A 23,972-nucleotide genomic window follows, 5' to 3' on the forward strand; every position below is an offset into this window, starting at 1 on the left:
TATTGTACGTATGCTGAGAAATTAAAACCAGTAGTTATATTTTTTAAGGAACCTATGCAGATAAATCAGGTGATTGAAACCTACGATCGCGGGGCGGTAGATTATGACGCAATTATGAAGCGTTATTGGCACATTGAGCGCGAACCGCTAATTGCTTCTTTACAGCTTCAGCCAGGACAAACTGTACTAGATGCTGCGGTAGGAACAGGTCTTAATCTTTCAGCTTACCCGGAAGGGGTAAATGTTGTGGGTATTGATTTTTCTGATAAGATGATGGATCAAGCACGTAAAAAGCGCGTATCCGCAAACATCACTTTCAAGCTATCGGATCTCTGCAACCTTGATTTTCCTGATAATAGCTTTGATGCAGCAGCGTCGGGATTTACCCTCTGTGTCGTTGAAGATCCAGTTCTTGCTCTTAAAGAAATCCTACGAGTTACTAAACCTGGTGCATTTATTGCCATTCTCGATTACTGTAAATCCCAAGATCCAGAGATTCAAAAATGGCAAGAGTTAATAGCTGATGGTGCTTCACAACTAGGCTTCCCGACTGGCAAAATCAAGTGGGATGCATTGATGGATTATGATGAATTGATTTATAACAGCAAGCTTCCGATTGAAGTGCTTGCAGACGAGCGGATAGAAAGTCCAAATCCGTTTTTATGTGGTTGTCAATTACTGCTTAAAAACTTAAAAAGTTAAGGACAACACTATTGCAGTCTTGTAATTTTGTTTTGTAGTAAACCTTAAACTGTAGTGGCGTGGCAAGCTTAAGATAGTGTATTAGACATAGATGTAGTAGCGCGGCAAGCTTAAAACATTGGGTTTAAAAAACCTAGAATATCCAAAACAAAACTATTCTATGATTACTCAAACCAATAAATTTAAGCTTGTCGTACTAGTAGGTTGGGTGGTAATACTTCTCGGTTAAGCATTTTTAACTCGGAATCGGGTTTGGGGTAAAGGGTAAAGGTTAAAGGTTTTTTCTTTCCCTTTTCCCTTTCCCCTTTTCCCCTTAACCGAGAAGTATTGGGTTGGGTGGAGCAGAGCGCAACCCAACATATATCAGGATGTTGGGTTACGCAAAGCCTCCAACGCCACTTGCTACAATGCGGGGAACCCGCGCAACGCAGTGGCTCCCCAACCTACAATTTTTTTGCAACATTTTAGCCTTGCCACGCCACTACCTAATATTTACTTTATCAAGAGACGGGGTTTTACAAGTGATTTTGAAACAGTTCTAGAACATGCTGCCAAGCATCAGGAGCAGCTTCAGGATTATAGCTTGGGTGTTGTTCCATAAATGGGTACTTGTCTTTGAAGAATCCGGCGAAAAAACCGTGTCCGGCATCGTATCGAAATACACGGTGATTGATTTGATGTTTCTTTAACTCTGCCTCAATTTGCTCGTTTTCTTCCTGGGAAATTAATGTATCTCTTGTACCAAAAAAGGCATAAATAATACCTTTAATTTCCGAGGTACGATTAATGGTTGGAGTCTCTTCACCATAACTAGAAGTGGTAATTCCACCACCATAAAACGAAGCTGTTGCTTTGATATCAGGGAAAGTTGCAGCGATGTAAGCAACATGACCGCCAAAACAAAAACCAATAACACCGATCGCATCATCTTTGACATTGGGTAAAGTTTTTAAGTAGGCGATCGCAGCTTGAATATCACTTAAGATATCTTGATACTTTACTTGTTGATAGTATTCCAACCCCAGCTTATAGCTTTCTGGACTAAACCCAACATCTTCAGCGCTAAAATCAGCTTTAAAACCGGGAGCAATACGTTGATACATCGCAGGGGCTATTGCTACATAACCTTGTTTAGCGATTAGTTCGGTGATATCTCGAATATTACTATTGATTCCAAAAATTTCTGGAAAAACTATAACCGCTCCAAAAGTTCCGTTTTGTGATGGTTGAGCTAAGTAAGCATCGATTTCTAAATCACCGTTGGGTACTTTGACTTTTGCAGTATTAATTTCGATGTTTGTTGTTTCTACCATATTTGTTTCGGCTGCTTTTATACCAACTCATTTATTTTGACTGGTTTTCGACACAGACGGGCACAAACATCAGAAGTATTGCTCTCCTCACCTCAACCATGACTTTACAGCTATGAGCAGATCAAAGAAATTTCTAACTTTTGAATAGATACCATCTCAAACTTCTGGAAGATTCCAAGCGTTTTTGATTTGTGCGACCTTACATACAGTAAGCATAAAGACTCAAAAATAATAACCACAAGAAAAAACAATGCCCGATCAAAGTTTTAGAACAAATATTCCAGAAGTTGACCCAACGGAGATTGAAGATACTCGAACTGCGATCGCTGATGAACATCACTCTTTTCTTGAAAAGGTCATGGTTCGAAGCGGATTTGCAGATTTGTATGACGCAAGAGACTTTACCGAAGTTGTGTATCGCGTTATGCGTGACTTAATGACCGTGGACACAATTGATCGCGTCGAGTCAGAATTGCATACAGAGGCAGTGCCTACAGATGAAAAAGCACTCCAGTTTGAAGTGGCTGAACTCTGGAAAGACACTAATCCCATAGTGAGATTTTTAAGTAGAATCCGTCAACCTTTAAAAGGCCCGGCTCCTATTGGAATTGACTCCAAGCTATTTCTAACGCGGGTTGCAAATGAAGGCGGAGTTCCAGGATCAGTCGAGGCAGAACAGGCAGTTAAAGCGGTATTTTCTGCTACCAAAGACGAACTTTCCCCAGAGCGGATTCAGGAAATTGCTGGCGCGCTCCCTGATTATGTACGTCAGCTTTGGGAACAAGCTTAATTAGAAGTATAAAAAAGTCAAGTCTGTTTGCGATCGCTTACTCGCAAACAGTCTTTTTCAATAGGTTTAGCCTACAGCAAACTCTGTATACTGCCGTACATGAGGTGCATGATATGCTATCACAATATCTTGCTTAGGCACTCCCTCCATCACAAGTTGATCTGCGATCGCATCCTCCGTTCCATCATGCTGCACCCAAATCTTCCCATCCTTGATATCTATATGCAGCACACAGCCATAAATCCGGGTACTACTATCCTTCCATCCCACATGCACAAGCTGATAGTGGTCTTTTGTAGTATCAAAAATGGTTTGACTTTCTATTGGATCGCTCCCAGAACGCAAGTTTGCTCGCGCCGTCAATAATTTCTGAATTAGTTCCCGATACAAAATTAGCTTATCCATTCTGCAATCTCCTGTTTTTGTGTGTCATACACCAAAAGGGGAATTTTGTTACGGACAATGAATGACCGTTTGAATAAATGGATATCTGAAAAATCGCTTATAAACGTCGAGCGGAACTGCCAAATACAACCGCCGCTCTGGATCATCATCTTCCAAAGCAATGCGGTAATTAATAAATTGTCCAATTGCAGTATGGAACTCAGAAATCGTTGAGGGTGCTAAAAACGTTTTGATTTCAACTGCAATTTTTTCCTCATCCTTTGTCGCTGCTAGCAACAGCTCTGCACCCAAGTCGATATAAAAATCAACAAACCCCAAATCATGTGGTACGGATCATGAGTAATTATCCACCCTTCCTTCTCAAGGGCAGTTCTAACCAGTTCATGAAACCTATCTCTTGCAGACATCGTAGACAGCTAACCAGAAGGATAAAGTCTTTTCTTTTGCTTAAATTCTATCGTGCATCCCACTAAAGCAGCACCAGGTGTAGATACAATTCGGCTTTGCATAACCCGAAGGCGATCGCTTGCTGTGTTGGAGAGAAAGGGCGATCGCACTATTTTAAAATTCAGCTATTTGTGATCTCAGGAAAAAGTTGAGAAATTTCTTTCCAGTGGGGACGTACCCACCCGGCAATGCAAACTGCTTCTCGCATAACCTCCAACGATAAGCTTGGCTGAACTTTCTCAAATGCTGATGCCCATTCACTCAGATCGTATAAAAATTTATCGAGTGTTTGCAATCCAAGTGTAGCGAATGCTTCAACAAAGTGCCCAATGTTTGCGATCGGCGCTGCTAAACCGCTGAGCCCTTCCCGGCGATGTAAGTCATTATCGATCAACAGTTGAACCTCTTTCTTTGCTAGATCGAAATGTCCTGCTTGAGATAATGCAGCTGCAAATGTCCATACTGCTGACTCTCTGCGCCCATAGCTTTCAACAGCATAGGTAGCTGCTTTAGCCTCCATAAATATTCTATTTGCCTCAATTTCAAGTTTTGCATTAGTTAAGGTTGCCGCTACAGCACATAATGCTTGCACTTTTTCTAAATCGTCTTCGATATAAAGCATATTTTCCATAGCCTGGTTAAAACGACCTACCTGAGCTAATGCTTTTACTAACGTACTTTGTGGTGGTGCATCAATTGAGCTAATTGTCATAGGTTTGTGAGCAAACTCCTGAATATTTTGAAAAACTCTATCTGCTTCCAGTGTTTGCCCATTTTGCTCAAGAGCAACTGCCAATGCACTTAGTGCTTTGACACGAAATGGATTGGTTGGCGGAATCATCTGAAGAACTTCCTGCACCTCACTGAAGCGTCCAACTTGGGCAAAAGCAATAGCTAATATAGTCCATATCTTCAGCTGCTCGTATTCATCACTATTAGACGCAGTTTTCCTTATTTTCGTAAAGATAGCCTCTGCTTGTGCTTTATATCCAGCCTTCTCCATTACCACTGCTAGATTACCCATTGCTGCTGATGTCTGTCTGTCTTTAGTAATGCTGGCAGCTTCTCTGGCTTCTGTAAAAATTTTTATGGCTTCTTGACTTTGCCCCACATGCGCTAAAGTATTTGCTAATATACTTAAAGCTTTTGCTCGTGTCCAACTGCCTTTATGAATAGTACAAGCTACTTTATAAGCTTCATCGAAACGTCTAGCTTGAGCCAAGTGATATATTAAGCGACTTTGAGATTCGTCACGATACCACCAAGGACTCTCATCAGCAAATCTTTTAGCTTTGGTGAAGAATTGATCAGTGTCTTCTTCATGTCCAGCTTGAGCTAACACTGCTGCAAATTCACCCAATGTATCTATCGATTCTTCATAGTGATCAGTAAGATGTGAATTATTAGCTTCTATCAAGACTTTAATTTCTGTAAAAATTGCATCTACCTCTTGACCTAATCCTTCATGAATCAGTGCTTTAGCTAATTCACTTAATGCTTGTACTTTCAAGCACTCAACCTCAATATCATTTGCTATTTGTTTAGCTTCACAAAAGCGTCGGAGTTGGGCAAGAGTAGCTACTAAATCTCTTAAACGAAATGCTTGATGCCAAGTATGCTGTTCATCAAGTGCAATTTGCCTTGCTTGAGCAAAGGCTGTACTTGCTTTCTCCTTCTGTCCTCTTTTATCTAATGCTTCGGCTAATTTTGTTAAAAGGTATGCCTGAAATGAACTTCTAATGTTGACAAATTTTTTAGCTTCCTCAATTACTATGCTAAATTCTTCCACAAAATATTCAGTTTGGGATATAGCTACTGCTAAATTCACTAATATGCTTGCTTTATCCCAACTTTTCATTTGAATTGATAAAGCTAATTCTTTTAGCTCCTTCAAAAGTAGATAGTTACCTTCTCCTTTCTTTTGTTCGGCTTTAAAAACAGCTAATAAGCCCTTAAACCTACTTTCAGGAAATTCTCGCAAACGCGCATAGCCAACTGCTTCTGTTTCACGCCCCAACCAGACCAGAGTTGCTAAATCAGTGTCGCTATAATTAGTTACTCTTTGATTTACTACTTGTCTTGCTGTTTGGAGTTGAGTTAGCGTTAACAATTGATTTGCTTCTAACGGATCAGCAAAGTCACTTATTGCCAATTCCAAGTCAGCAACATAGGCTGCATCACCTGTACAAGCAATATATTTCGCTTCCATCCAATCTGGGGATTTAGTTAGCAGTTCATACAGTTCTTGTTTTCGCCCAGATTCATGTAGATGGTAAGCTAAGTTTTCAAAAAAATAGCCATCATTTGGGCCAGTATGCCAGCCATTTGAGCAACGTGAAGAGTAAGAATTCACAAAACGGTTATGCAATGCAGGCAAATCACCAGCTTGCTTACGCACATAGTCATACTGGAGGTCATGCAAAGTTAAACATCCTTTATCATCACGCTGTGCTAGCGATCTCTCTACTAGCACATCTACCACATCTTGCGTGTTGAATTCATCTAGCCCTTCCAGTTCCCAAAAAGTTTGCAACATAGCTTCAGGAATAGGCGTATCTTCTGGAAAAACGGCAAAATCTAAATAGCGCTTTTGGATATCAATCTCTAATGCCTCAATACTGACTTGAATCGCTTTCAGTAAGTTTGGATAAGGGTAATCAGGAAATTGATGCCTAATTTTTTCTAGATTAGCATTGCAAAGCTTATGCAGCAGATTGCCCCAACGGTCTGGCTTACCTTGCACTAATGCACCAATCATTGCTAGTGCTAAAGGCAAGTTACCACATTCTCCTACCACTTCATGTGCTTCAAGAGGTAATGTTTCTTTCTCTTGTTTTGCCCACAATGCCAAGAGTGTTAGCGCCTCTTCATCCTCCAGCAAACCTAGCAAATATCCAACAGTGCCTAGTTCCTGAAGCACCTTATTATCACGTGTTGTAATTAACATCTTACACTTCTGCCCTAGTGCATTAAATGCCTCAGCGTGTTTGCTTTGCCACACGTCATCTAGAATCAACAAGCAAGCTTTATCTGCTAACAATTCGCTCAAGTGAACTCTGCCCTGTTGAACATCTTGGAACATCTGTGAACTATCGCCCAGCATTTTGGCTAAATCTAATTGCCGTAAGGTAAGTGCTGGATTTTGACCAAGTGTTACCCACAAGATGCCATCGGGAAAACTATGCCGCACCTCCTCATCCCGTGCTAGCATTGCTGCCAAGACTGATTTGCCAATTCCGCCCATACCTTGCACTCCAACTCTAAGAGCAGTTCCAGTAACGCCTACTGGCTGGTTTGTACCATCAAGTACCAACTTTTTTACGTCCTTGAGTGCATCAAAGCGTGGCAAGAAATTTAATGGTAAATCTGGTACATGGTTGCTGAGTTTTCCTAATGCTGCCCGGGATACTTGAATTAGATGGTTAGCCTCTGAAGCTGACTCAAGTGGAGTATCAAAGTTAGAAGTTTGCAGCCATTGCAAATATTGTTGTTTTAACCAAGCAAGGAATTGTTGATCTTTATTTTGGCTTCTCTGTTTATAGCCCGGAAAACCTTCCTTGCCATCTTTTGGACAGAACCGCTCATTGTATATTGTCCACATATGCTTTCTGACAGTTTCTGGATTAGGAGGCAATTCATCATCTTCTATCGCTTGCTTTGCAACCTGTTTGTTAGTTCTGACAGTTTCTTGGCTAGGGAATTTAGACAGAAGAATGGCTTGCTCAGTTTTGGTTAATCCATATCGTTCTTGAGGAAACACCTCCGTTCTTAAAAATGTGTACCAGTTTTTCATAGTTACTGTTATCTTCCTAAACTGTCTTATAATTTGGCATATTTTGATTCAGTTTAACTGAATTGGCTTGAGAATGTATATGTTTTCCGGTTATTTTCAAAAGCGGAAAAATTTTTCCGCTTATATTTTATTTACTGGAAATTCTTTTCTGGGACTTTTTCAGAAGCAGCTTATAGAATGTATTTGTTGGTCATTACACCTTAAAATTTGATTAAAGGATTGAATATATCTATGAATTACTCTTTAGTCTCTGGAACTATTCAACAACAACAAACAAATCAGCTATTGCGCTGCCAAACAACAACAGCAAAACCAGACAAACTTGTTTGTACGACTGAAAAAGCTATCATCTCACCTTTGGAACAATCAGATACAATTGCATTACTCCAATATGGGGGACTTCCAGTCGCCATCATCCTAGCTATTGCGTTTCTCATTCTTGCTTTAGCTGAATATAACAAGATATTTGTACCTGTAATGCTACAAAAGCGAGATGTAAAAACCAAATAATTTACTAATAGCTCGTAACTCAACTGTAAATGCGATTGCTATCCTCTCCTGCAACGATACCAAATTTTAGGTAAATCGACAGCTAGCGATCGCGCCTTACTTAAAAATGCTCACGAAGCAATTGTAGAGATAGCAATTGCACCTTCTATGATTTATATATAGTAGAAGTGTACAAATGCACTTGATTTTTAACTTCGCTTATAAACCAATTCCATCTTCAACTTCTCAATCTCCAATCTCAACTTATCATTCTCCATCCTCAACTTTGCATTCTCCTCCCTAATCAACTCAACTTCATTCCTCTTACTCAAAGCTTGATTAATCGCCAACTTCCGCATATCTAGCGAAAACCAACGCTGATAAGTTTGGGTGTGAACTTGCACACTATGCCCCAAATTATCCGCCGCCGCTTTAATTGGTATCCCCAAAATATGCGCCCGAATTGCCCAAGCGTGACGTAAATCATAGGGTTTAAAATCTAATCCTATCTTGCGGAACCACCAACTAACTCGCTGTGTTAACGCCGTTATCTCAGCATGATTTGTGTTATCTTTTTTAGCGATCGCACTCTTCAACATCTCTAAATATTTCGGATTTCTCAAATCAAAGTCGTCAATCCATTGCCGATGTAATGGCAATGCTTCTCTCTCACCAGTTTTACAATCTTTATGAACTTTCCATGTCAAATCAGTGTTCTCTTGACTCAACCACCAATCAATATCAGGATTAATAAAAAGTTCCCGTGGACGTAAACCAAAAACTGCTAACATTCCATAAGTCCACCGCCAAAGTTGCCAGCTATCTTGAACATTTTGATTAACTTGATTACCTCTATTATGTTGGTAATCTTCAAACTTGATAATTCCATCATATATTTCCGCATCTGTAGGTATATTGCGGGAATTATTCTCCGGCATTTTGGAATATTTAGATAAATCGATTTCGATTTTAAATGTCATGCAAAATGCTGCGATTGCTCTAGCTGCATTATACTTAGCCCATTCCTTATCGATTTGTTCAATTAAACTTATCAGATTATCAGCAGTTGCCAAATCTTTAGGATTCGTAAATCTCTTTGTTCGGGAAAAGTAATAAAAAAAGGTATGTTCGCTTTTAGTAGTTCGTTTATGAGTTTTAAAATACTCACTCTCAAATTGTTCGAGTAATTCTCCTATAGTCTTAAATTCTTTTTTAATTGCCTCATTACCTAAATATTTATCATTCCATTCAAACGTTTTACGAGCGATTAACTTCCCTAATTCATAGGCTTCTTCCTCAGCCGTTTTGAGTCCATCTAAGTTAGAGGGAATATTCAAACTGATATTGTATTGTTTTCTGCCAGTACCATTGCTATCTTTGTCTCCCGGTTTAATTGGTAACGTCGCCCGTAATTGCAGACTTCCATTCGATTCTCTAATAGTCACCTTTGCCTTTGCAGACTTCAAACGCAGATTAACTTTCTCTAATTCTAGTAGTACTTTCGTTCTCATGTGTTCTTTTTGCTGCTGTGCTTGCAGACTTGAGCCAAGAAAACTGCCATCGGTAGATGAAACAGGCTCTAAGTCTGCAAAAGCTTGTTGATACTTGTCTTGACCCTGATTATGCATCGCTGTGTTTTTAGCCTATATTTAGCCTAAAAAGAAATGTGTTATCAGCGAACAATGTTTAGAACAGACACTGTTTACTGCAAACATTAGGCTATTTAAAAGAATTAAACCACAAAAAGGATTACTCCGGTCCTTATCACGGTTATGACGGCTTTGCCATCTTCGCACGTGACATGGACTTAGCACTCAACAGCCCAACCTGGGGATTAATTGGCGCTCCTTGGAATGAAAAAGCTCAGGCTAAGAAGGCTGAAGCTAAGGCTAAGGCTGCCGTTTAGGGAAATGGGAGAGAGAGATAAGTAAGGATAACCTGGGGCTAAAACCCCAGGGGGGAGTTGGGAATCCAAAATTCAAAATTGAAAGATTAAAAATTTATTTTGATTTTTGCATTTTGAATTTTGAATCATATTCCCACTCCCTACTCCCCACTCGCACCTCAATCAGTAAAAGAATTCAGTAACCTTGGAGTCCAGAAGAAATGCCTCAGAATCCAGAAAAAATTCAAGATCACGTCGAGTTATTCCACCAGCCTGAGTACCAACAGCTATTTGAAAACAAAAAGCAGTTTGAAAATGGTCACGATCCCGAAGAAGTAAAACGGGTTTCAGAGTGGACAAAGGGTTGGGATTATCGTGAAAAGAACTTCGCTCGTGAAGCTTTAACCGTTAACCCTGCTAAAGGCTGTCAACCACTAGGAGCAATTTTTGCTGCTGTTGGTTTTGAAGGTACTCTACCTTTCGTTCAAGGTTCTCAAGGTTGCGTTGCTTACTTCCGCACCCACTTAACCCGTCACTACAAAGAGCCATTCTCTGGTGTATCTTCTTCAATGACTGAAGATGCAGCCGTGTTTGGTGGTCTGCAAAACATGATTGACGGGTTGGCGAACTCTTACCAACTGTACAAGCCTAAGATGATTGCTGTCTGCACCACCTGTATGGCAGAAGTAATTGGTGATGACTTACAAGCCTTCATCAACAACTCTAAGCAAGCTGGTTCAGTTCCTCAAGATTTCCCAGTTCCCTACGCTCACACCCCTAGCTTTGTCGGTTCCCACATCACTGGTTACGACAACATGATGAAGGGAATTCTTTCTAACTTGACCGCAGGTCATAAGAAAGAAACCAGCAATGGTAAAATCAACTTCATCCCAGGTTTTGATACCTATGTAGGCAACAACCGCGAAATCAAGCGGATTGCTTCTTTGTTCGGCTTTGACTACACAATTCTAGCCGACAACAGCGACTACTTGGATTCACCCAACACAGGTGAATTCGATATGTACCCAGGTGGAACAAAGCTAGAAGATGCAGCAGATTCAATCAATGCGAAAGCTACGATCGCACTGCAAGCACACTCTACACCCAAAACCCGCGAGTACATCGAAAAAGAATGGAAGCAACCAACCTCAGTTTCCCGTCCTTGGGGCATTAAGGGTACTGATGAGTTCTTGATGAAACTCAGCGAATTGAGTGGTATCCCCATTCCTGAAGAATTGGAAATCGAACGCGGTCGTGCAGTTGATGCCATGACTGACTCCCACTCATGGATTCACGGCAAGCGCTTCGCTATCTACGGCGAACCAGATTTAGTATACAGCGTAGTTGGCTTTATGCTAGAAATGGGTGCTGAACCTGTGCATATCTTGGTTCACAACAGCAACGAAGTATTTGAAGCAGAAATGAAAGAACTGCTTGCTTCTAGCCCCTTCGGTCAACATGCAACTGTTTGGCCTGGTAAGGACTTATGGCACATGCGTTCTTTGCTCTTCACCGAACCAGTAGACTTCTTAGTTGGTAACACCTACGGTAAGTACCTGTGGCGCGACACCAAGATTCCCCTCGTGAGAATCGGCTACCCCATCATGGATCGCCACCACCTACACCGCTATGCCACCATTGGTTATCAAGGTGTGATCAACCTCCTCAACTGGACTGTAAACACCCTGTTTGAAGAAATCGATCGCAACACCAACATTCCTTCTAAGACAGATATTTCCTACGACTTGATTCGTTAGAAATTGCGTAGAAACACAACGTGTTAATTAAGGGTAAAGAAGGGGAGTAGGGAATAGGGACTGGGGACTGGGGACTGAGGACTAGGGACTGGGAAAACACCCAATGCCCAATGCCCAATGCCCCATACCCAATCCCCAATACCCAATCCCCAACTCCCCTTTTTCTTGCTAGCATTTACCCAAGGAATTGATAAATGGAAACCATCAATCACACTCACGAACATACTCACACTCATCCTCATCCTAACTACCATCCACCTAACCAGAAAAAACGAGGATGGTTCCACAATCTTCTTAATCCGTTGCGTAGTGTAGTGGATGGAATTCAGGTTAAAAATAATCGCTTCGCTCATCTAATTTGCCAAACAATTCCTTGTTGTTGTCCCTTTGAGCGACAAATTCAATTATTTGGGAAGACTATTGATATTCCACCACTATGTAAACTCAATCCTTTATATGACGAATTTGTAGGATTGCGTTTCCGCGCTCTATCTTACCTCGCCGATGTATGTGGAGAGGATGTCACAAAATACATTTGCTAATTATTGGGCATGGGGCATTGGTTATTGGTCATTAGTCATTGGTCATTAGTCATTGGTCATTAGTTATTTAAAGGACAAATGACAAATGACAAAGGACAATTAACAATTAAGAGAAGAGAGATGAAAAGCACCCAAGGCAAAATCAACGAGCTGCTGACTGAGACAGGATGCGAACATAATCAGCACAAACAATCCGAAAAGAAAAACAAATCTTGCGCCCAACAGGCACAACCTGGCGCGGCTCAAGGGGGCTGTGCCTTTGATGGTGCAATGATTGCTCTAGTGCCGATCGCAGATGCTGCTCATTTAGTCCACGGGCCGATCGCCTGTGCTGGTAATTCCTGGGGCAGTCGTGGTAGTCTGTCGTCTGGCCCTCAACTCTACAAAATGGGCTTTACCACAGACTTGGGTGAAAATGATGTCATCTTCGGTGGCGAAAAGAAACTCTACAAAGCAATTCTAGAACTTCACGAGCGCTACCAACCAGCAGCAGTATTTGTCTATGCCACTTGCGTTACAGCCTTAATTGGCGATGATATCGATGCAGTCTGCAAAGCGGCGGCTGAGAAAATTGGTACTCCTGTTGTTCCCGTCATTGCTCCAGGATTCATTGGCAGTAAAAATCTCGGCAACCGTTTTGGCGGCGAATCTTTATTAGAATATGTTGTCGGAACAGCAGAACCGGAACATACAACGCCCTATGATATTAACTTAATCGGTGAATACAACATCGCCGGTGAAATGTGGGGAGTAACACCACTGCTAGAAAAATTAGGCATCCGTATTTTGTCTAAAATTACGGGCGATGCTCGCTACAATGAAATTCGCTACGCCCACCGCGCCAAGCTCAACGTCATGATCTGCTCACGAGCGCTGCTCAATATGGCGAGAAAGATGGAGGAGCGTTACAACATCCCTTACATTGAAGAGTCTTTCTACGGCATCGATGATATGAATCGCTGTCTGCGAAACATCGCCGCTAAATTAGGCGACGCTGATTTACAGGAGCGGACAGAAAAGCTAATTGCAGAAGAAACGGCTGCTTTAGATTTGGCATTGGCTCCTTATCGCGCTCGGCTCAAAGGTAAGCGGGTTGTGTTGTATACAGGTGGTGTCAAGAGTTGGTCGATTATTTCGGCTGCTAGAGACTTAGGCATTGAAGTTGTTGCTACTAGTACTCGGAAAAGTACTGAAGAAGATAAAGCCAAAATCAAGAAGTTGATTGGCAACGATGGCATCATGCTAGAGAAAGGCAACGCTCAAGAATTGCTACAACTGGTTAAAGACACTCGCGCAGATATGCTGATTGCTGGTGGACGTAACCAATACACAGCTTTGAAAGCTCGGATTCCTTTCCTTGATATCAACCAAGAACGCCACCATCCCTATGCAGGTTATGTGGGAATGATTGAGATGGCGCGGGAACTGTACGAAGCTCTGTATAGCCCGATTTGGGAACAAATACGCAAACCCGCTCCTTGGGAAGAAGAGGAGGAAGTTTAAATGGCGATCGTTACCGCTTCTAACAAAGCACTGACAGTTAATCCCCTCAAGCAAAGTCAAGCTTTGGGCGCAACCTTAGCCTTTTTGGGATTGAAAGGGACGATGCCCTTATTCCACGGTTCTCAAGGTTGTACTGCTTTCGCCAAAGTTGTTCTCGTGCGGCATTTCCGGGAAGCGATTCCCCTTGCTACGACAGCGATGACGGAAGTCACTACAATCTTGGGTGGTGAAGAGAATGTGGAGCAAGCAATTCTGACTCTGGTGGAAAAGGCTAACCCGGAAATTATTGGTTTATGTACCACTGGGTTAACGGAAACTAGAGGAGATGATATTGAAGGTTTTCTGAAGGAAATCCGCGATCGCCATCCAGAATTGAATGATTTAGCGATCGTTTTTGCACCTACCCCAGATTTTAAAGGTGCGTTGCAAGATGGCTTTGCTGTCGCTGTGGAAAGCATCGTTAAGGAAATTCCTCGCGCGGGTGGACTCAGAACTGAACAAGTCACAATTTTGGCGGGTTCTGCCTTCACACCTGGGGATGTACAGGAAATCAAAGAGATAGTCACATCCTTTGGATTAGTGCCGATCTTTGTACCTGACCTTGGCGCTTCTCTAGATGGACATTTAGAGGATAATTATAGTGCGGTTACAGTCAGTGGCACTACCTTAAAACAGCTACGAGAAGTAGGTAGTTCTGCCTTTACCCTGGCATTGGGTGAAAGTATGCGGGGGGCTGCCAAGATTCTCGAAGAACGCTTTGGCACACCTTACGAAGTGTTTGGCGAACTAACTGGATTAGAACCAGTAGATGAATTTATCCAAGCATTGGCGATTCTGAGCGGTAACAGCGTACCCGAAAAATACCGCCGCCAACGTCGTCAGTTGCAAGATGCGATGTTGGACACTCATTTTTACTTCGGTGCAAAGCGAGTTTCCCTAGCACTGGAACCAGATTTGTTGTGGTCAACCGTGCATTTCCTGCAATCGATGGGAGCGCAAATTCATGCAGTGGTGACAACCACGCGATCGCACCTCTTAGAAAAACTCCCGGTTAAAAGCATTACCATCGGCGACTTAGAAGACTTTGAGAGTCTAGCAGGCGGTTCTGATTTGCTGATTGGTAACTCCAATGTGGGTGCGATCGCAAAACGCCTCTCGATTCCTCTTTATCGTTTAGGATTGCCCATTTATGACCGCTTAGGTAATGGTCAATTTACCAAAGTTGGCTATCGAGGCACGATGGAGCTTTTATTTGGCATCGGCAACCTGTTTTTAGAGGCAGAAGAAGCGAGAGTTAAACAGTTCCAAGAGTTCGGAACTGTGAGCGCAGAGTTTTGAATTCACACTTGAAATTCAAAACAGTTCAGTTAAGAGTTGATCCTCCCTAACCCTCCTTAAAAAGGAGGGAATAGAGCAAGTCTTAAATTAGCCCCCCTTTTTAAGGGGGGTTGGGGGGATCTTCCAAGGCTAAATATTACTAACTGAACCGTATTGCTTCAAAATTCAAAACTTTAGAGAGGAGAATTACAATGAAAATAGCCTTCACGACGAGCGACCGAGTTCATATTAATGCTCACTTCGGATGGGCAAAAATGATTGATGTTTACGAAATTACCGATGAGGGATATCACTTCGTAGAAACCCTCACCTTTGAAGGCGAACTCAAAGAAGACGGGAATGAAGACAAAATCACCCCAAAACTTGAAGCAATAGGTGACTGTACGATTGTTTACGTAACAGCAATTGGTGGTAGTGCCGCCGCTCGGTTAATCAAGAAAGGTGTCACCCCAGTGAAGGCGCGATCGGAAGAAGAAGAAATTAGTGAAGTGCTAAATAAGCTAGTGAAAACCCTCAAAGGTAATCCTCCACCTTGGTTGCGTAAAGCTTTACAGCCAAAAACCACAAACTTTGCTGATGAAATTGAAGACGAAGCAACAGTATGACCGCAAATAATAGTGTGAACGGAACCGCTACAACTGAAGTCTTGAACTCACCTTTTTTGAAGGTCTTAATCAAACAAATCCGTGGTCAAGACAGTTATGGAGTTTATCGTACTTGGTCGGATGAGTTGATTCTCAAACCCTTTATTGTTACCAAACAAAAGAAACGGGAAATCTCCGTTGAAGGCGAAGTTGATGCGGTAACTCAAGCCCGGATTATGGCATTTTTTCGAGCTGTAGCGGCTGGTATTGAACAAGAAACAGGTTTGATATCCCAGGTTGTAGTTGATTTGAGCCATGAAGGATTTGGCTGGGCGCTAGTTTTTTCTGGTCGTCTTTTGCTAACTGTGAAAACCCTGCGAGATGCTCATCGCTTTGGCTTTGACTCGCTAGAGAAATTAGCAGAAGAGGGAGAAAACTACGTCAAAAAAGGTCTTGATTTGGCGAAGCGCTTTCCTGAAGTTGGCAAAATTTAATTAGTCATTGGTCATTGGTCATTGGTCATTAGTAAAAGACAAATGACTAATGACAAAAGATGAAGGACGAAGGACAAATGACAATTGAGGAACTACAAGGACAAATCAGACGGCTTAACAGCAAAGCAGGTCAAATGAAAATGGATCTGCATGATTTAGCTGAAGGGCTACCAACAGATTACAACCAACTTATGGATGTTGCCGCCGCAACTTATGAAATCTATCGCCAGTTAGATGAGCTTAAGCAACATCTGAAACAATTGGAGAATGCCAAATGACTCGAACTATTGATGAATTCAAGAAGCTCGTAGATGCAGAAGAATTTTTCCAATTCTTTAATATGTCCTACGACTTAGAAGTTGTAAATGTACATCGCCTACATATTCTGAAAAAGTTTTCTCAATATATGCAGGAAATTGATGATAATTCTCCTGATTTAAGTCAAGAAGAGAAATTAAATCAATATTCTTTGGCTTTGCAAAAAGCTTATCAGGTATTTATCGAATCGACAGCTTATGAACAAAAGCTGTTCAAAGTGTTTAACGACAAGCCGAAAAATGTAGTCACACTGACAGAAATCACTTCTGATTAGGAGGTATAAATTGGTTAACCTAACGCCTACCGAATTAGAACGCTATCGTCGCCAAATGATGCTTCCAAATTTTGGCGAAACAGCACAGAAACGCCTGAAGTCAGCGACGGTTTTGGTTACAGGTGTGGGGGGATTAGGCGGTACGGCGGCGCTTTACTTAGCAGTAGCGGGCGTTGGGCGGCTAATCCTAGTCCGGGGTGGTGACTTGCGGCAAGATGATATGAATCGTCAGGTTCTCATGACTGATGATTGGGTAGGTAAGCCAAGGGTATTCAAAGCTAAAGAAACTCTGGATGCGATTAATCCTGATGTCCAAGTGGAAGCTGTTCATGATTATATCACCCCGGAAAATGTAGATTCGTTAGTGCAATCTGCTGATATGGCTCTTGATTGCGCCCACAATTTTACAGAGCGCAATTTGTTAAACGAAGCCTGTGTGCGATCGCGTAAGCCAATGGTGGAAGCCGCAATGAATGGGATGGAGGCTTACCTGACAACGATTATTCCTGGTGTGACTCCTTGTTTGTCTTGTCTGTTTCCAGAAAAGCCTGAGTGGGATCAGCGCGGCTTTTCAGTTCTAGGTGCTGTTTCTGGAACCCTAGCTTGTTTAACAGCACTGGAAGCTATCAAGCTGATCACCGGGTTTAGTCAGCCTCTATTATCGCAATTGCTGACAATCGACCTAAATCGGATGGAATTTGCTAAACGCCGTTCTCACCGCGATCGCTCTTGTCCAGTATGCGGTAATAGTGCGCCTTGGAGACACGCACAATCCAATTCGATGGAACCCACAGGTATTGCACAAAATACTTAATTTTTGTCATTAGTCATTAGTGAATAACAAAGGACAACTGACAAAGGACAACCCCACCTGAAATCAGAACAACTAATCGCTACAAATCAGGAGAACTGATGGCCGTTATCTTATCAGAAAAAGCAGAATTTCATCTGCGAGCATTCCTCAAAGGTTCAGCACCCGACGCTGACGGCGCAACTAAAGGTGTCCGGATCTCGGTAAAAGATGGTGGTTGCAGTGGCTATGAATATGCGATCGATATCACCAGCAAACCTCAACCAGATGATTTGGTAAGTCACCAAGGCAAAGTGGTAGTTTACGTTGATGCCAAAAGTGCGCCGTTATTAGATGGAGTTATCGTTGACTTCGTTGAGGGAGTGATGGAAAGCGGTTTTAAATTCATCAACCCCAATGCAACTGATACCTGCGGTTGTGGAAAGTCCTTCAAAACAGACGACGGCACGCCTACTGGTGTACCTTGCAGCTAACATCATTCTGTTAGGGCCAAGTCTGATTGTAGAGGCTTCCCATAGATGCATTCCACAGAGTTTCAATGCCCTTAAGGTAGCCTCTAGTTCGCTTTGCATTCCTCACCCTTATAGAGAAGCCGACTAAACTTTGCATCTCTGTAAGAAGAAGGAGAACAAAAAGTAGGATAGGTTGCTCAAAAACTTCGGAAATAAACCAACTGTATAACGTTTGAGGAGAATCGGAAAATGGCTTCCTACCAAGTTAGATTAATCAACAAAAAAGAAGACATCGACACCACAATTGAAGTTGATGAAGAAACTACCATCTTAGAAGCAGCAGAAGAAAATGGTATTGAATTGCCTTTTTCATGTCATGCAGGATCTTGCTCTAGCTGTGTAGGTAAGGTTGTTGAAGGTGAAGTTAATCAAGAAGATCAAAACTTCCTGGATGACGATCAGGTTTCTAAAGGATACGCTCTACTTTGTGTAACTTATCCTCGTTCTAATTGCACAATCAAAACACATCAAGAAGCATATCTCGTATAAAGTATTACTTTGGTTGTTGTCTTTGGCAACCAAATAAAGCATGAAGGATGAAGGATGAAAATATACTTCCTTCTTCCCTTCAAAATTATTAATTTATAATTCAAATGTTTACCCCTTTTAGTATTACTGGCTGTTCATTAGAGTTATTGAGAAAGGGAGAGCGAGGAATCGTCACCTTCTATAAAAGTAAGGATGAAAGAATCTTAAACAGACTAATATCAATAGGGGTAACACCAGGAATTACTATTACTTTAGAACAAAACTTTCCATCATTTATTTTTAAAATAGAAAATACCTCTTTAGCACTAGATACAGAAAGCATTCAAGCTATTTATGTCCGCATTATTGATAATTGAACTAATTAAAATATATAATAAATAATATTCTCTTGAACAAAAAATTTTGAATTTGTAATTAAAACCATCTATAGCAATTACGAATTACGAATTACGAATTAAATTGGCCTCACTCCTATATTAATTCAAGGAGTGAGGTCATTAAATTGAGAGATATAAATGCAATTTGATATTAGTGATAGAGGCGCTTGCAATAAAAGGCAACTTGCCTATTTTTACTCAACAGCAACTATCACATCTGATGATTTAATCACGGCATAAGCCTCCTTGCCTTCTGCAAGTCCCAGCTTTTCTGCTGATGATTTTGTGATTATTGACACTAACTCTACTCCTGGTGCAATTTCTAAAATTATCTCAGTGTTAACTGTACCAGGCACAACTTTTTTTACAGTACCTTTGAGAGAATTGCGAGCGCTAATTTCCATGTTTTGTGTGTGTTTTACTTATTTATACTTAAATAAGTTAGCAAATTTGGCTTGAAAAAAGAAAATGTTTTAAATTTCTTAATAAGTCTTAGATGTATAAAGTAAATCTCAAGATCATAATTCGTTTTTATTAAAAACAACATTTAATGGAAAAATGGTATCAAATTTTAGCTTTAATAATGGGCTTAAGACCATTGTTAAAGCTAGGGGAACTTACGCAAAAGTATATTTGCTATTAGTCTGGATAATGAAATTAGATTGTAAACAATACTGCACTTTAATTGTTTTTAAATATTTTTTCTAGATATATCCAGGGATCTTTATAAATGATTCATAATTCAAACTTATCAGAGTGATAATATATAACTAAGCTAAATTGTTGCTAGTTAACTTAGTACTCAAGCAAACCAAAATCGAATTGCTGGGTAAGGGCGGAGACTAGGGAGTGGGGAAATATTTTTTCGTTTTACTAAACTTTTAAATACCTAGCAAAGTTGCTTTGGCAAACAACAATACTTTAGCTACTCGTATAAGATTTTAAAGTAATGGTGGGTAATGCCCACCATTAAGTTTTCCAAGCATAAAATTGCTTAGAAAATACTTAATCGTGTGACGTTGAAAAAATAATTATGAGTCAATTAAACAGACAAGACTTGAGTGAAGCCACAACCAAATGGCTAATAGCAAAAGGCTATAACCCTGGCGATTTAAATCAGCCAGGCGAAAATGGCGATACAGCTTTAATGAAAGCTACAAGAGAAGGAATGTATGAAGTCGTCAAAGAGCTAATTGATACAGGTGTAGATATCAACGCTCGAAATAGCGATCGCAACAATGCTTTGTGGTTTGCTTGTTTTGGTAATCACTATGAGTTAATTAATTTACTGTTGGCTGCCAACATTAATATTGATAACCAAAATGATAACGGTGCAACCGTTTTAATGTATGCAGCATCAGCCGGAAAAACAGAAGTCGTCAAGTTACTTTTACAACATCATCCTAACTTATATTTGAAAAACTTAGACGACTATAAAGCTATCGATTTTGCCAGCAATGTAGAAGTTTTAAGGATACTTAAAAATGCCATTAAGTCAGATGTCGGGCAAAGCTTATCATGACGCTACCAAGCATTCTTACTTATCAGTACAACTCGATCCAAATTATGTAGATGCTTCAACACAGCCATCTGCATTTAAAGTTTATCCAAAGTTTTATCGGAGAGTGAAATTAAATCTCAATAATCCTGTTCACTCTTTTATCTCGTTAACCAGTGCGATAACACTAGAAAAAGTATATAAAGATGGCCCTTATAAACTGCGGGTGAATCCATCAGCAGGCGCTCTATATCCTACGGAAGTTTACGTACAGGTTCGTGGAATTGAGGGAATGGTAAATGGTATATACCATCTAGAAGTTGAGAATAATTGTCTAACTCTCATCTATGAATTAATTGATGATGGGTTGGAGAATTATATTATACCGGGTAAATGTATCAACGGATTCATCTTTTTAATTAGTTGTGTTTATTATAGGTCTAGCTGGAAATATCAAAACAGAAGCATAAGATATTGCTTCTTAGATAGCGGACACCATTTAGGTGCAGTTGCAGCTTCAGCTTTTCTCCATAACCGAGATATACAATTAATTTTCGACTTTGATAAACTTGCTCTCAATTCAGATTTGGGATTTGAGAATAAAGAGTTTATTACTGCTTGTGCGATGTCAGGAGAAGTACAAGATAAAAAAATCAGACGATTAAGGCTGAAAGTTCCTTTTGTTTCTGGTACTGATTATTTTGAATCCAATCAATTTATTGAAGATGGCTATCAAGCAACTACTCTACAAAATAGCCGCCAGCAGCAATTAGAATATCCTCAATTTGAATTCGACAAAGATAAATTTTATCAAGTTGTTTGGGATAGACGTTCTATTAGACGTTTCCGGAAAGAGTCTATTTCTCAAGAAGATTATTTATATATAGTGCAGCAAATTCAACAGTCAATACCGACAGAAAACTATGAGGAAATAGAAATTTACTCAGTCGTGCATCGAGTAGAGGGAATGACATCTGGGTTATATAAAGGTACGTATCTGGTTAAGACAGGTAATTTTAGTGAAAAGACAGGTTACTTATGTATTAATCAGGCTATTGCTAAAGATAGCGCTGTAACTTTATTTTTTGTGTCAGATTATTTAAACTACCAAACTGCTATGCAAATAGCTGGTTTTTTGGGACAGAGACTTTATTTAACTAGTAATTATTTGGGGATTCAGTGTAGTGGAATTGGTGCTTATTATGATAATGAAACCCAGGAATTATTAGAAACAAATAAAGATGTACTTTATGGAATGGTGATTGGAAGATAAGTAGTAAGCTAAAGAGAGATGACTAGAAATATGTATTACTTTAATAGTGATGATTCGCATCCTATGCAACCGACATCAGCAGATATTATACTGCGGCAACAGCTAGAGGATTCTATTAGTAGATACTTTTATGAAGCGTGCGATCGCAATATTCAAAATCTGCTGTCTGATTGCCGGTGGTATGTCACAACCCACGCCAATGCTCTGACATTGGTAATTGAATGTCCTGATCAAGTTATTAATTGGCGTATTTTGCAAAAAATCGTGCCAATGGGGACATTACTCTATGGAATTGTTAACAGTGCTAAAATCCGTGTTTGTCCGCCAGAAAGTCAAGGTATACCTTTTGAAATGAGGGTAGATGAACTTTCTGTTTATCGGGATTGGGCTTGATTTGATTTTGGATTGTTAATTAAAAGTTGATATTCTGTTTGATAAGTGCAGCTACCTCTTCAAAAACTAAATCAGCAGAATGTTTGACAACAGGACTTAACTCTAGTCCCAAACCAAGATTTGCCGCCTCAATTAAATAAACTATCACATCTTCGGGAAAGTCATTTTGAAAGATTTTCCGTCCGGCGGCTAAAGCATTATCCCAGCGAAAATCGTGCAAGTTATAACTAGGTTCTGGCAACGCTTCCAGTTCTTTTCCTGGAACTTTAAACACAGCACCCGGTTCTGAACCAGTTGAACTTGCATCAATAATTACTAATTGTTTACTACCTCTAGCTTGAAACATTACTTCCATCCCTGCGGTGCCACAGTCATAAACTTGCACGTTAGGGTGAGGGTTTTCAGCTAGATATTTTTGTAAGCGTTGGGCAATGATTACGCCTACTGCGTCGTCATTGCGATTGAGATTTCCACAACCAATAATAGTTAGCATCGAATAATGACGATTACTTGTATGAACCAATGTATGAGTACTGGTATCGAGTAGGCTGTAGATCAGATAAACAGTAGTGACTGAAACAGAGGCTTTGTCTATATTATTAGTCAAAGCCTCTGAAAAATAATTTATCAGTCGGAAACTATAAATCTACACCATGTTTCTTGGCAACTTCAGTTAGTTTCTCATACTGATGTTGTGATGCTTGAGTTAATATCTCTTCAGCCTGTTCTTTAGTACTTCCCTCTTTAGGAATTAAATACTTGACATAAAGAGATACAAAATCAGCCGCAATCGCTAAACCGGATAAAGCGTGTTTGTCAGCTTCCTTGCCAGCGATCGCAGCTACCAAACCAGCTTTAATTGGGTCTGGTTTAACTTTCATGAACTGCTCGACAAGTTTAGGAACATAGTCTTCTGGTGGCAAATTATCTAACTTACTTCTATCAGGAGTAAAGTTACATTCTGCGGCTTGAGCCTGCTCTAAAACACACCATTCTATGTATTCTTGCAATGCTGCATCGGGAACGCGAGGGAGATAATTATGTAGCGCTAAATCAGACACAAGCTTACCGTGTAAATTGCTGTTTTATGCAAATGCATTAAGGCAAGCCTAACCCACTATTTCTATAAGTTTTAGTGTGGTACGCTACGAGTTTTGAATATCAGGCATTGGGAATAGTCCATTAGTTATCACCAGATTTTTACTAAGTTAAAAGAGTTGGTGGAGTGATAACCGAAATAGCAAATGTAGTCGCCGAAGTAGTAAATACGTAGACTTAAGATTTGGCTGCCCAAATTAGGGAAATGTCATACTTATTAAACATTGAATCGGCACTCACAAGCGTCATTTCTTCTATCTGAGCCTGTGCAATCAACATTCTGTCAAAAGGATCTCGGTGGTGCAAAGGTAATGCAGCCGCTTGTAAAGCATGAGAAGCTGTAATTTCTAGTGAGCGCATTGCCAACACCGTCATCCGACTAGAAATATAACTGTCTAAGGGGTCTGCCAGTGGTAACTTGCCGATCGCAACTTTTATCCCCATTTCCCAAATGCTGGCAACTGAGAGCCACAATTCATTGGTTTCATCCGCAATATGGGCGATTGCTGCTTCATTCAAAAGCTCTGGTTGGGTAAACCACCATAACCAGCACTGCGTATCTAGCAAGAGTTTCAATCTTCACCGCCCTCAAATGCTGCTAAAATTTCTTCTGGCAAAGGGGCATTGAAATCATCTGGTACTACGAAACGCCCTTTATCTTGTCCTAAACTATTGAGTCGATTTGATGAGGATCGAAACGGAACCAACTTAGCGATCGGAATACCTCGGTTGGAAATAATGATTTCTTCTCCAAGTTCTACGCGCGACAACAGCTTTGAGAGATTCGTTTTAGCTTGATGAATATTTACAGTTTCCATAAGATTAAACTAAGTCTGTAAACTAAGTTTAGTCTGGTTGTCATAGTGGTGCAAGAGCGATCGTTTTTC

At 40.6% G+C, this 23,972-nt stretch carries 28 protein-coding genes and 2 pseudogenes; 20 read left to right on the forward strand and 10 right to left on the reverse strand.

Annotated elements, in window-relative coordinates:
- Positions 1 to 54: 54 nt before the first annotated feature.
- Complete coding sequence (locus IQ274_RS23835) at positions 55 to 702, forward strand: class I SAM-dependent methyltransferase (RefSeq protein WP_163926952.1); 648 nt, start codon at positions 55 to 57, stop codon at positions 700 to 702.
- 515 nt (positions 703 to 1,217) lie between these two features.
- Here IQ274_RS23835 and IQ274_RS23840 read toward each other — a convergent pair.
- A complete protein-coding gene (locus IQ274_RS23840) occupies positions 1,218 to 2,015 on the reverse strand; it encodes a dienelactone hydrolase family protein (RefSeq protein WP_194143636.1) in 798 nt (265 codons plus the stop codon).
- A gap of 250 nt (positions 2,016 to 2,265) precedes the next feature.
- Between IQ274_RS23840 and IQ274_RS23845 the strand changes: the two genes are divergently transcribed.
- A complete protein-coding gene (locus IQ274_RS23845) occupies positions 2,266 to 2,805 on the forward strand; it encodes a DUF2267 domain-containing protein (RefSeq protein WP_194143637.1) in 540 nt (179 codons plus the stop codon).
- Between the two features lie 66 nt (positions 2,806 to 2,871).
- On the opposite strand, the gene IQ274_RS23850 is transcribed toward IQ274_RS23845, so the two are convergent.
- On the reverse strand, positions 2,872 to 3,210 hold the full coding sequence (locus IQ274_RS23850; protein ID WP_194143638.1) for a XisI protein: 339 nt from the start codon (positions 3,208 to 3,210) through the stop codon (positions 2,872 to 2,874).
- Positions 3,198 to 3,617 (reverse strand): annotated as a pseudogene (locus tag IQ274_RS38075) (XisH family protein). Before IQ274_RS38075 ends, IQ274_RS23850 begins: the two are co-directional and overlap by 13 nt.
- A gap of 52 nt (positions 3,618 to 3,669) precedes the next feature.
- Between IQ274_RS38075 and IQ274_RS37465 the strand changes: the two are divergent.
- On the forward strand, positions 3,670 to 3,792 hold the full coding sequence (locus tag IQ274_RS37465) for a hypothetical protein (protein WP_265578565.1): 123 nt from the start codon (positions 3,670 to 3,672) through the stop codon (positions 3,790 to 3,792).
- On the opposite strand, the gene IQ274_RS23865 is transcribed toward IQ274_RS37465, so the two are convergent.
- Positions 3,779 to 7,450 (reverse strand): NB-ARC domain-containing protein, encoded by a 3,672-nt coding sequence (locus tag IQ274_RS23865; RefSeq protein ID WP_194143640.1) that lies wholly within the window; start codon positions 7,448 to 7,450, stop codon positions 3,779 to 3,781. The two genes, IQ274_RS37465 and IQ274_RS23865, sit on opposite strands and share 14 nt — an antisense overlap.
- A 231-nt stretch (positions 7,451 to 7,681) precedes the next feature.
- On the opposite strand from IQ274_RS23865, the gene IQ274_RS23870 reads away from it, so the two are divergent.
- The gene (locus IQ274_RS23870; protein ID WP_194143641.1) at positions 7,682 to 7,960 is read left to right on the forward strand and encodes a hypothetical protein; all 279 of its coding nucleotides are present in this window, start codon (positions 7,682 to 7,684) and stop codon (positions 7,958 to 7,960) included.
- A 188-nt stretch (positions 7,961 to 8,148) separates the two neighbouring features.
- Here the strand turns inward: IQ274_RS23870 and IQ274_RS23875 are convergent, their stop codons facing one another.
- The gene (locus tag IQ274_RS23875; protein WP_194143642.1) at positions 8,149 to 9,567 is read right to left on the reverse strand and encodes a site-specific integrase; all 1,419 of its coding nucleotides are present in this window, start codon (positions 9,565 to 9,567) and stop codon (positions 8,149 to 8,151) included.
- Between the two features lie 110 nt (positions 9,568 to 9,677).
- Between IQ274_RS23875 and IQ274_RS38080 the strand changes: the two are divergent.
- The 13 genes and pseudogenes from IQ274_RS38080 to IQ274_RS23940 form a co-directional block, all read left to right on the forward strand.
- A pseudogene (locus IQ274_RS38080) lies at positions 9,678 to 9,845 on the forward strand (nitrogenase molybdenum-iron protein alpha chain); the annotation flags it as partial.
- Between the two features lie 200 nt (positions 9,846 to 10,045).
- Entirely contained in the window at positions 10,046 to 11,581 is a 1,536-nt protein-coding gene (gene nifK, locus IQ274_RS23885; RefSeq protein WP_012407198.1) for a nitrogenase molybdenum-iron protein subunit beta, read from the forward strand.
- Positions 11,582 to 11,775: 194 nt separating this feature from the next.
- A complete protein-coding gene (locus tag IQ274_RS23890; RefSeq protein WP_163926947.1) occupies positions 11,776 to 12,123 on the forward strand; it encodes a Mo-dependent nitrogenase C-terminal domain-containing protein in 348 nt (115 codons plus the stop codon).
- Positions 12,124 to 12,243: 120 nt separating this feature from the next.
- Positions 12,244 to 13,626, forward strand: coding sequence for a nitrogenase iron-molybdenum cofactor biosynthesis protein NifE (nifE, locus tag IQ274_RS23895; RefSeq protein WP_163927026.1), 1,383 nt, complete (start codon positions 12,244 to 12,246; stop codon positions 13,624 to 13,626).
- A complete protein-coding gene (gene nifN, locus IQ274_RS23900; protein WP_163926946.1) occupies positions 13,627 to 14,964 on the forward strand; it encodes a nitrogenase iron-molybdenum cofactor biosynthesis protein NifN in 1,338 nt (445 codons plus the stop codon).
- A gap of 191 nt (positions 14,965 to 15,155) precedes the next feature.
- On the forward strand, positions 15,156 to 15,569 hold the full coding sequence (gene nifX / locus IQ274_RS23905) for a nitrogen fixation protein NifX (protein ID WP_012407194.1): 414 nt from the start codon (positions 15,156 to 15,158) through the stop codon (positions 15,567 to 15,569).
- Entirely contained in the window at positions 15,566 to 16,042 is a 477-nt protein-coding gene (locus IQ274_RS23910; RefSeq protein ID WP_100900532.1) for a NifX-associated nitrogen fixation protein, read from the forward strand. The genes nifX and IQ274_RS23910 overlap by 4 nt, the downstream gene beginning before the upstream one ends.
- A 77-nt stretch (positions 16,043 to 16,119) precedes the next feature.
- Positions 16,120 to 16,320, forward strand: coding sequence for a CCE_0567 family metalloprotein (locus IQ274_RS23915; protein WP_100900533.1), 201 nt, complete (start codon positions 16,120 to 16,122; stop codon positions 16,318 to 16,320).
- Positions 16,317 to 16,634: a nitrogenase-stabilizing/protective protein NifW gene (gene nifW / locus IQ274_RS23920; RefSeq protein WP_163926945.1), complete on the forward strand. Its 318-nt coding sequence runs from the start codon at positions 16,317 to 16,319 to the stop codon at positions 16,632 to 16,634. Before IQ274_RS23915 ends, nifW begins: the two co-directional genes overlap by 4 nt.
- A gap of 10 nt (positions 16,635 to 16,644) precedes the next feature.
- The gene (locus IQ274_RS23925) at positions 16,645 to 17,448 is read left to right on the forward strand and encodes a HesA/MoeB/ThiF family protein (RefSeq protein ID WP_163926944.1); all 804 of its coding nucleotides are present in this window, start codon (positions 16,645 to 16,647) and stop codon (positions 17,446 to 17,448) included.
- Positions 17,449 to 17,546: 98 nt separating this feature from the next.
- Positions 17,547 to 17,918 carry a HesB/IscA family protein gene (locus IQ274_RS23930; protein WP_012407189.1) on the forward strand — a complete coding sequence of 124 codons (372 nt, stop codon included), beginning with the start codon at positions 17,547 to 17,549 and terminating at the stop codon, positions 17,916 to 17,918.
- Between the two features lie 228 nt (positions 17,919 to 18,146).
- A complete protein-coding gene (locus tag IQ274_RS23935; RefSeq protein ID WP_094339973.1) occupies positions 18,147 to 18,446 on the forward strand; it encodes a 2Fe-2S iron-sulfur cluster-binding protein in 300 nt (99 codons plus the stop codon).
- 104 nt (positions 18,447 to 18,550) lie between these two features.
- On the forward strand, positions 18,551 to 18,802 hold the full coding sequence (locus tag IQ274_RS23940; protein ID WP_194143643.1) for a FeoA family protein: 252 nt from the start codon (positions 18,551 to 18,553) through the stop codon (positions 18,800 to 18,802).
- Between the two features lie 215 nt (positions 18,803 to 19,017).
- Here IQ274_RS23940 and IQ274_RS23945 read toward each other — a convergent pair whose 3' ends face one another.
- Positions 19,018 to 19,227, reverse strand: coding sequence for a TOBE domain-containing protein (locus tag IQ274_RS23945; protein WP_194143644.1), 210 nt, complete (start codon positions 19,225 to 19,227; stop codon positions 19,018 to 19,020).
- Between the two features lie 629 nt (positions 19,228 to 19,856).
- On the opposite strand from IQ274_RS23945, the gene IQ274_RS23950 reads away from it, so the two are divergent.
- From IQ274_RS23950 to IQ274_RS23960, 3 genes are read left to right on the forward strand one after another with little or no spacing between them, the layout of a single operon-like run.
- Positions 19,857 to 20,345, forward strand: coding sequence for an ankyrin repeat domain-containing protein (locus tag IQ274_RS23950; RefSeq protein ID WP_194143645.1), 489 nt, complete (start codon positions 19,857 to 19,859; stop codon positions 20,343 to 20,345).
- Entirely contained in the window at positions 20,308 to 21,594 is a 1,287-nt protein-coding gene (locus IQ274_RS23955) for a nitroreductase family protein (RefSeq protein ID WP_194143646.1), read from the forward strand. Before IQ274_RS23950 ends, IQ274_RS23955 begins: the two co-directional genes overlap by 38 nt.
- 18 nt (positions 21,595 to 21,612) lie before the next feature.
- On the forward strand, positions 21,613 to 21,987 hold the full coding sequence (locus IQ274_RS23960) for a hypothetical protein (protein WP_194143647.1): 375 nt from the start codon (positions 21,613 to 21,615) through the stop codon (positions 21,985 to 21,987).
- A 19-nt stretch (positions 21,988 to 22,006) separates the two neighbouring features.
- On the opposite strand, the gene IQ274_RS23965 is transcribed toward IQ274_RS23960, so the two are convergent.
- The 4 genes from IQ274_RS23965 to IQ274_RS23980 all read right to left on the reverse strand — a co-directional run bounded on the left by IQ274_RS23965 (position 22,007) and on the right by IQ274_RS23980 (position 23,903).
- Positions 22,007 to 22,480, reverse strand: a complete 474-nt coding sequence (locus IQ274_RS23965; RefSeq protein ID WP_194143667.1) for a hydrogenase maturation protease — start codon at positions 22,478 to 22,480, stop codon at positions 22,007 to 22,009.
- Between the two features lie 145 nt (positions 22,481 to 22,625).
- Positions 22,626 to 23,048: a hypothetical protein gene (locus tag IQ274_RS23970; protein ID WP_114083647.1), complete on the reverse strand. Its 423-nt coding sequence runs from the start codon at positions 23,046 to 23,048 to the stop codon at positions 22,626 to 22,628.
- A gap of 214 nt (positions 23,049 to 23,262) precedes the next feature.
- Positions 23,263 to 23,661, reverse strand: coding sequence for a type II toxin-antitoxin system VapC family toxin (locus tag IQ274_RS23975; RefSeq protein WP_194143648.1), 399 nt, complete (start codon positions 23,659 to 23,661; stop codon positions 23,263 to 23,265).
- On the reverse strand, positions 23,658 to 23,903 hold the full coding sequence (locus IQ274_RS23980; RefSeq protein WP_194143649.1) for a type II toxin-antitoxin system Phd/YefM family antitoxin: 246 nt from the start codon (positions 23,901 to 23,903) through the stop codon (positions 23,658 to 23,660). The genes IQ274_RS23975 and IQ274_RS23980 overlap by 4 nt, the downstream gene beginning before the upstream one ends.
- Between the last annotated feature and the right edge of the window lie 69 nt (positions 23,904 to 23,972).

Origin of the sequence: Nostoc sp. LEGE 12447 (assembly GCF_015206985.1) — a bacterium.
GTDB lineage: Bacteria > Cyanobacteriota > Cyanobacteriia > Cyanobacteriales > Nostocaceae > Nostoc.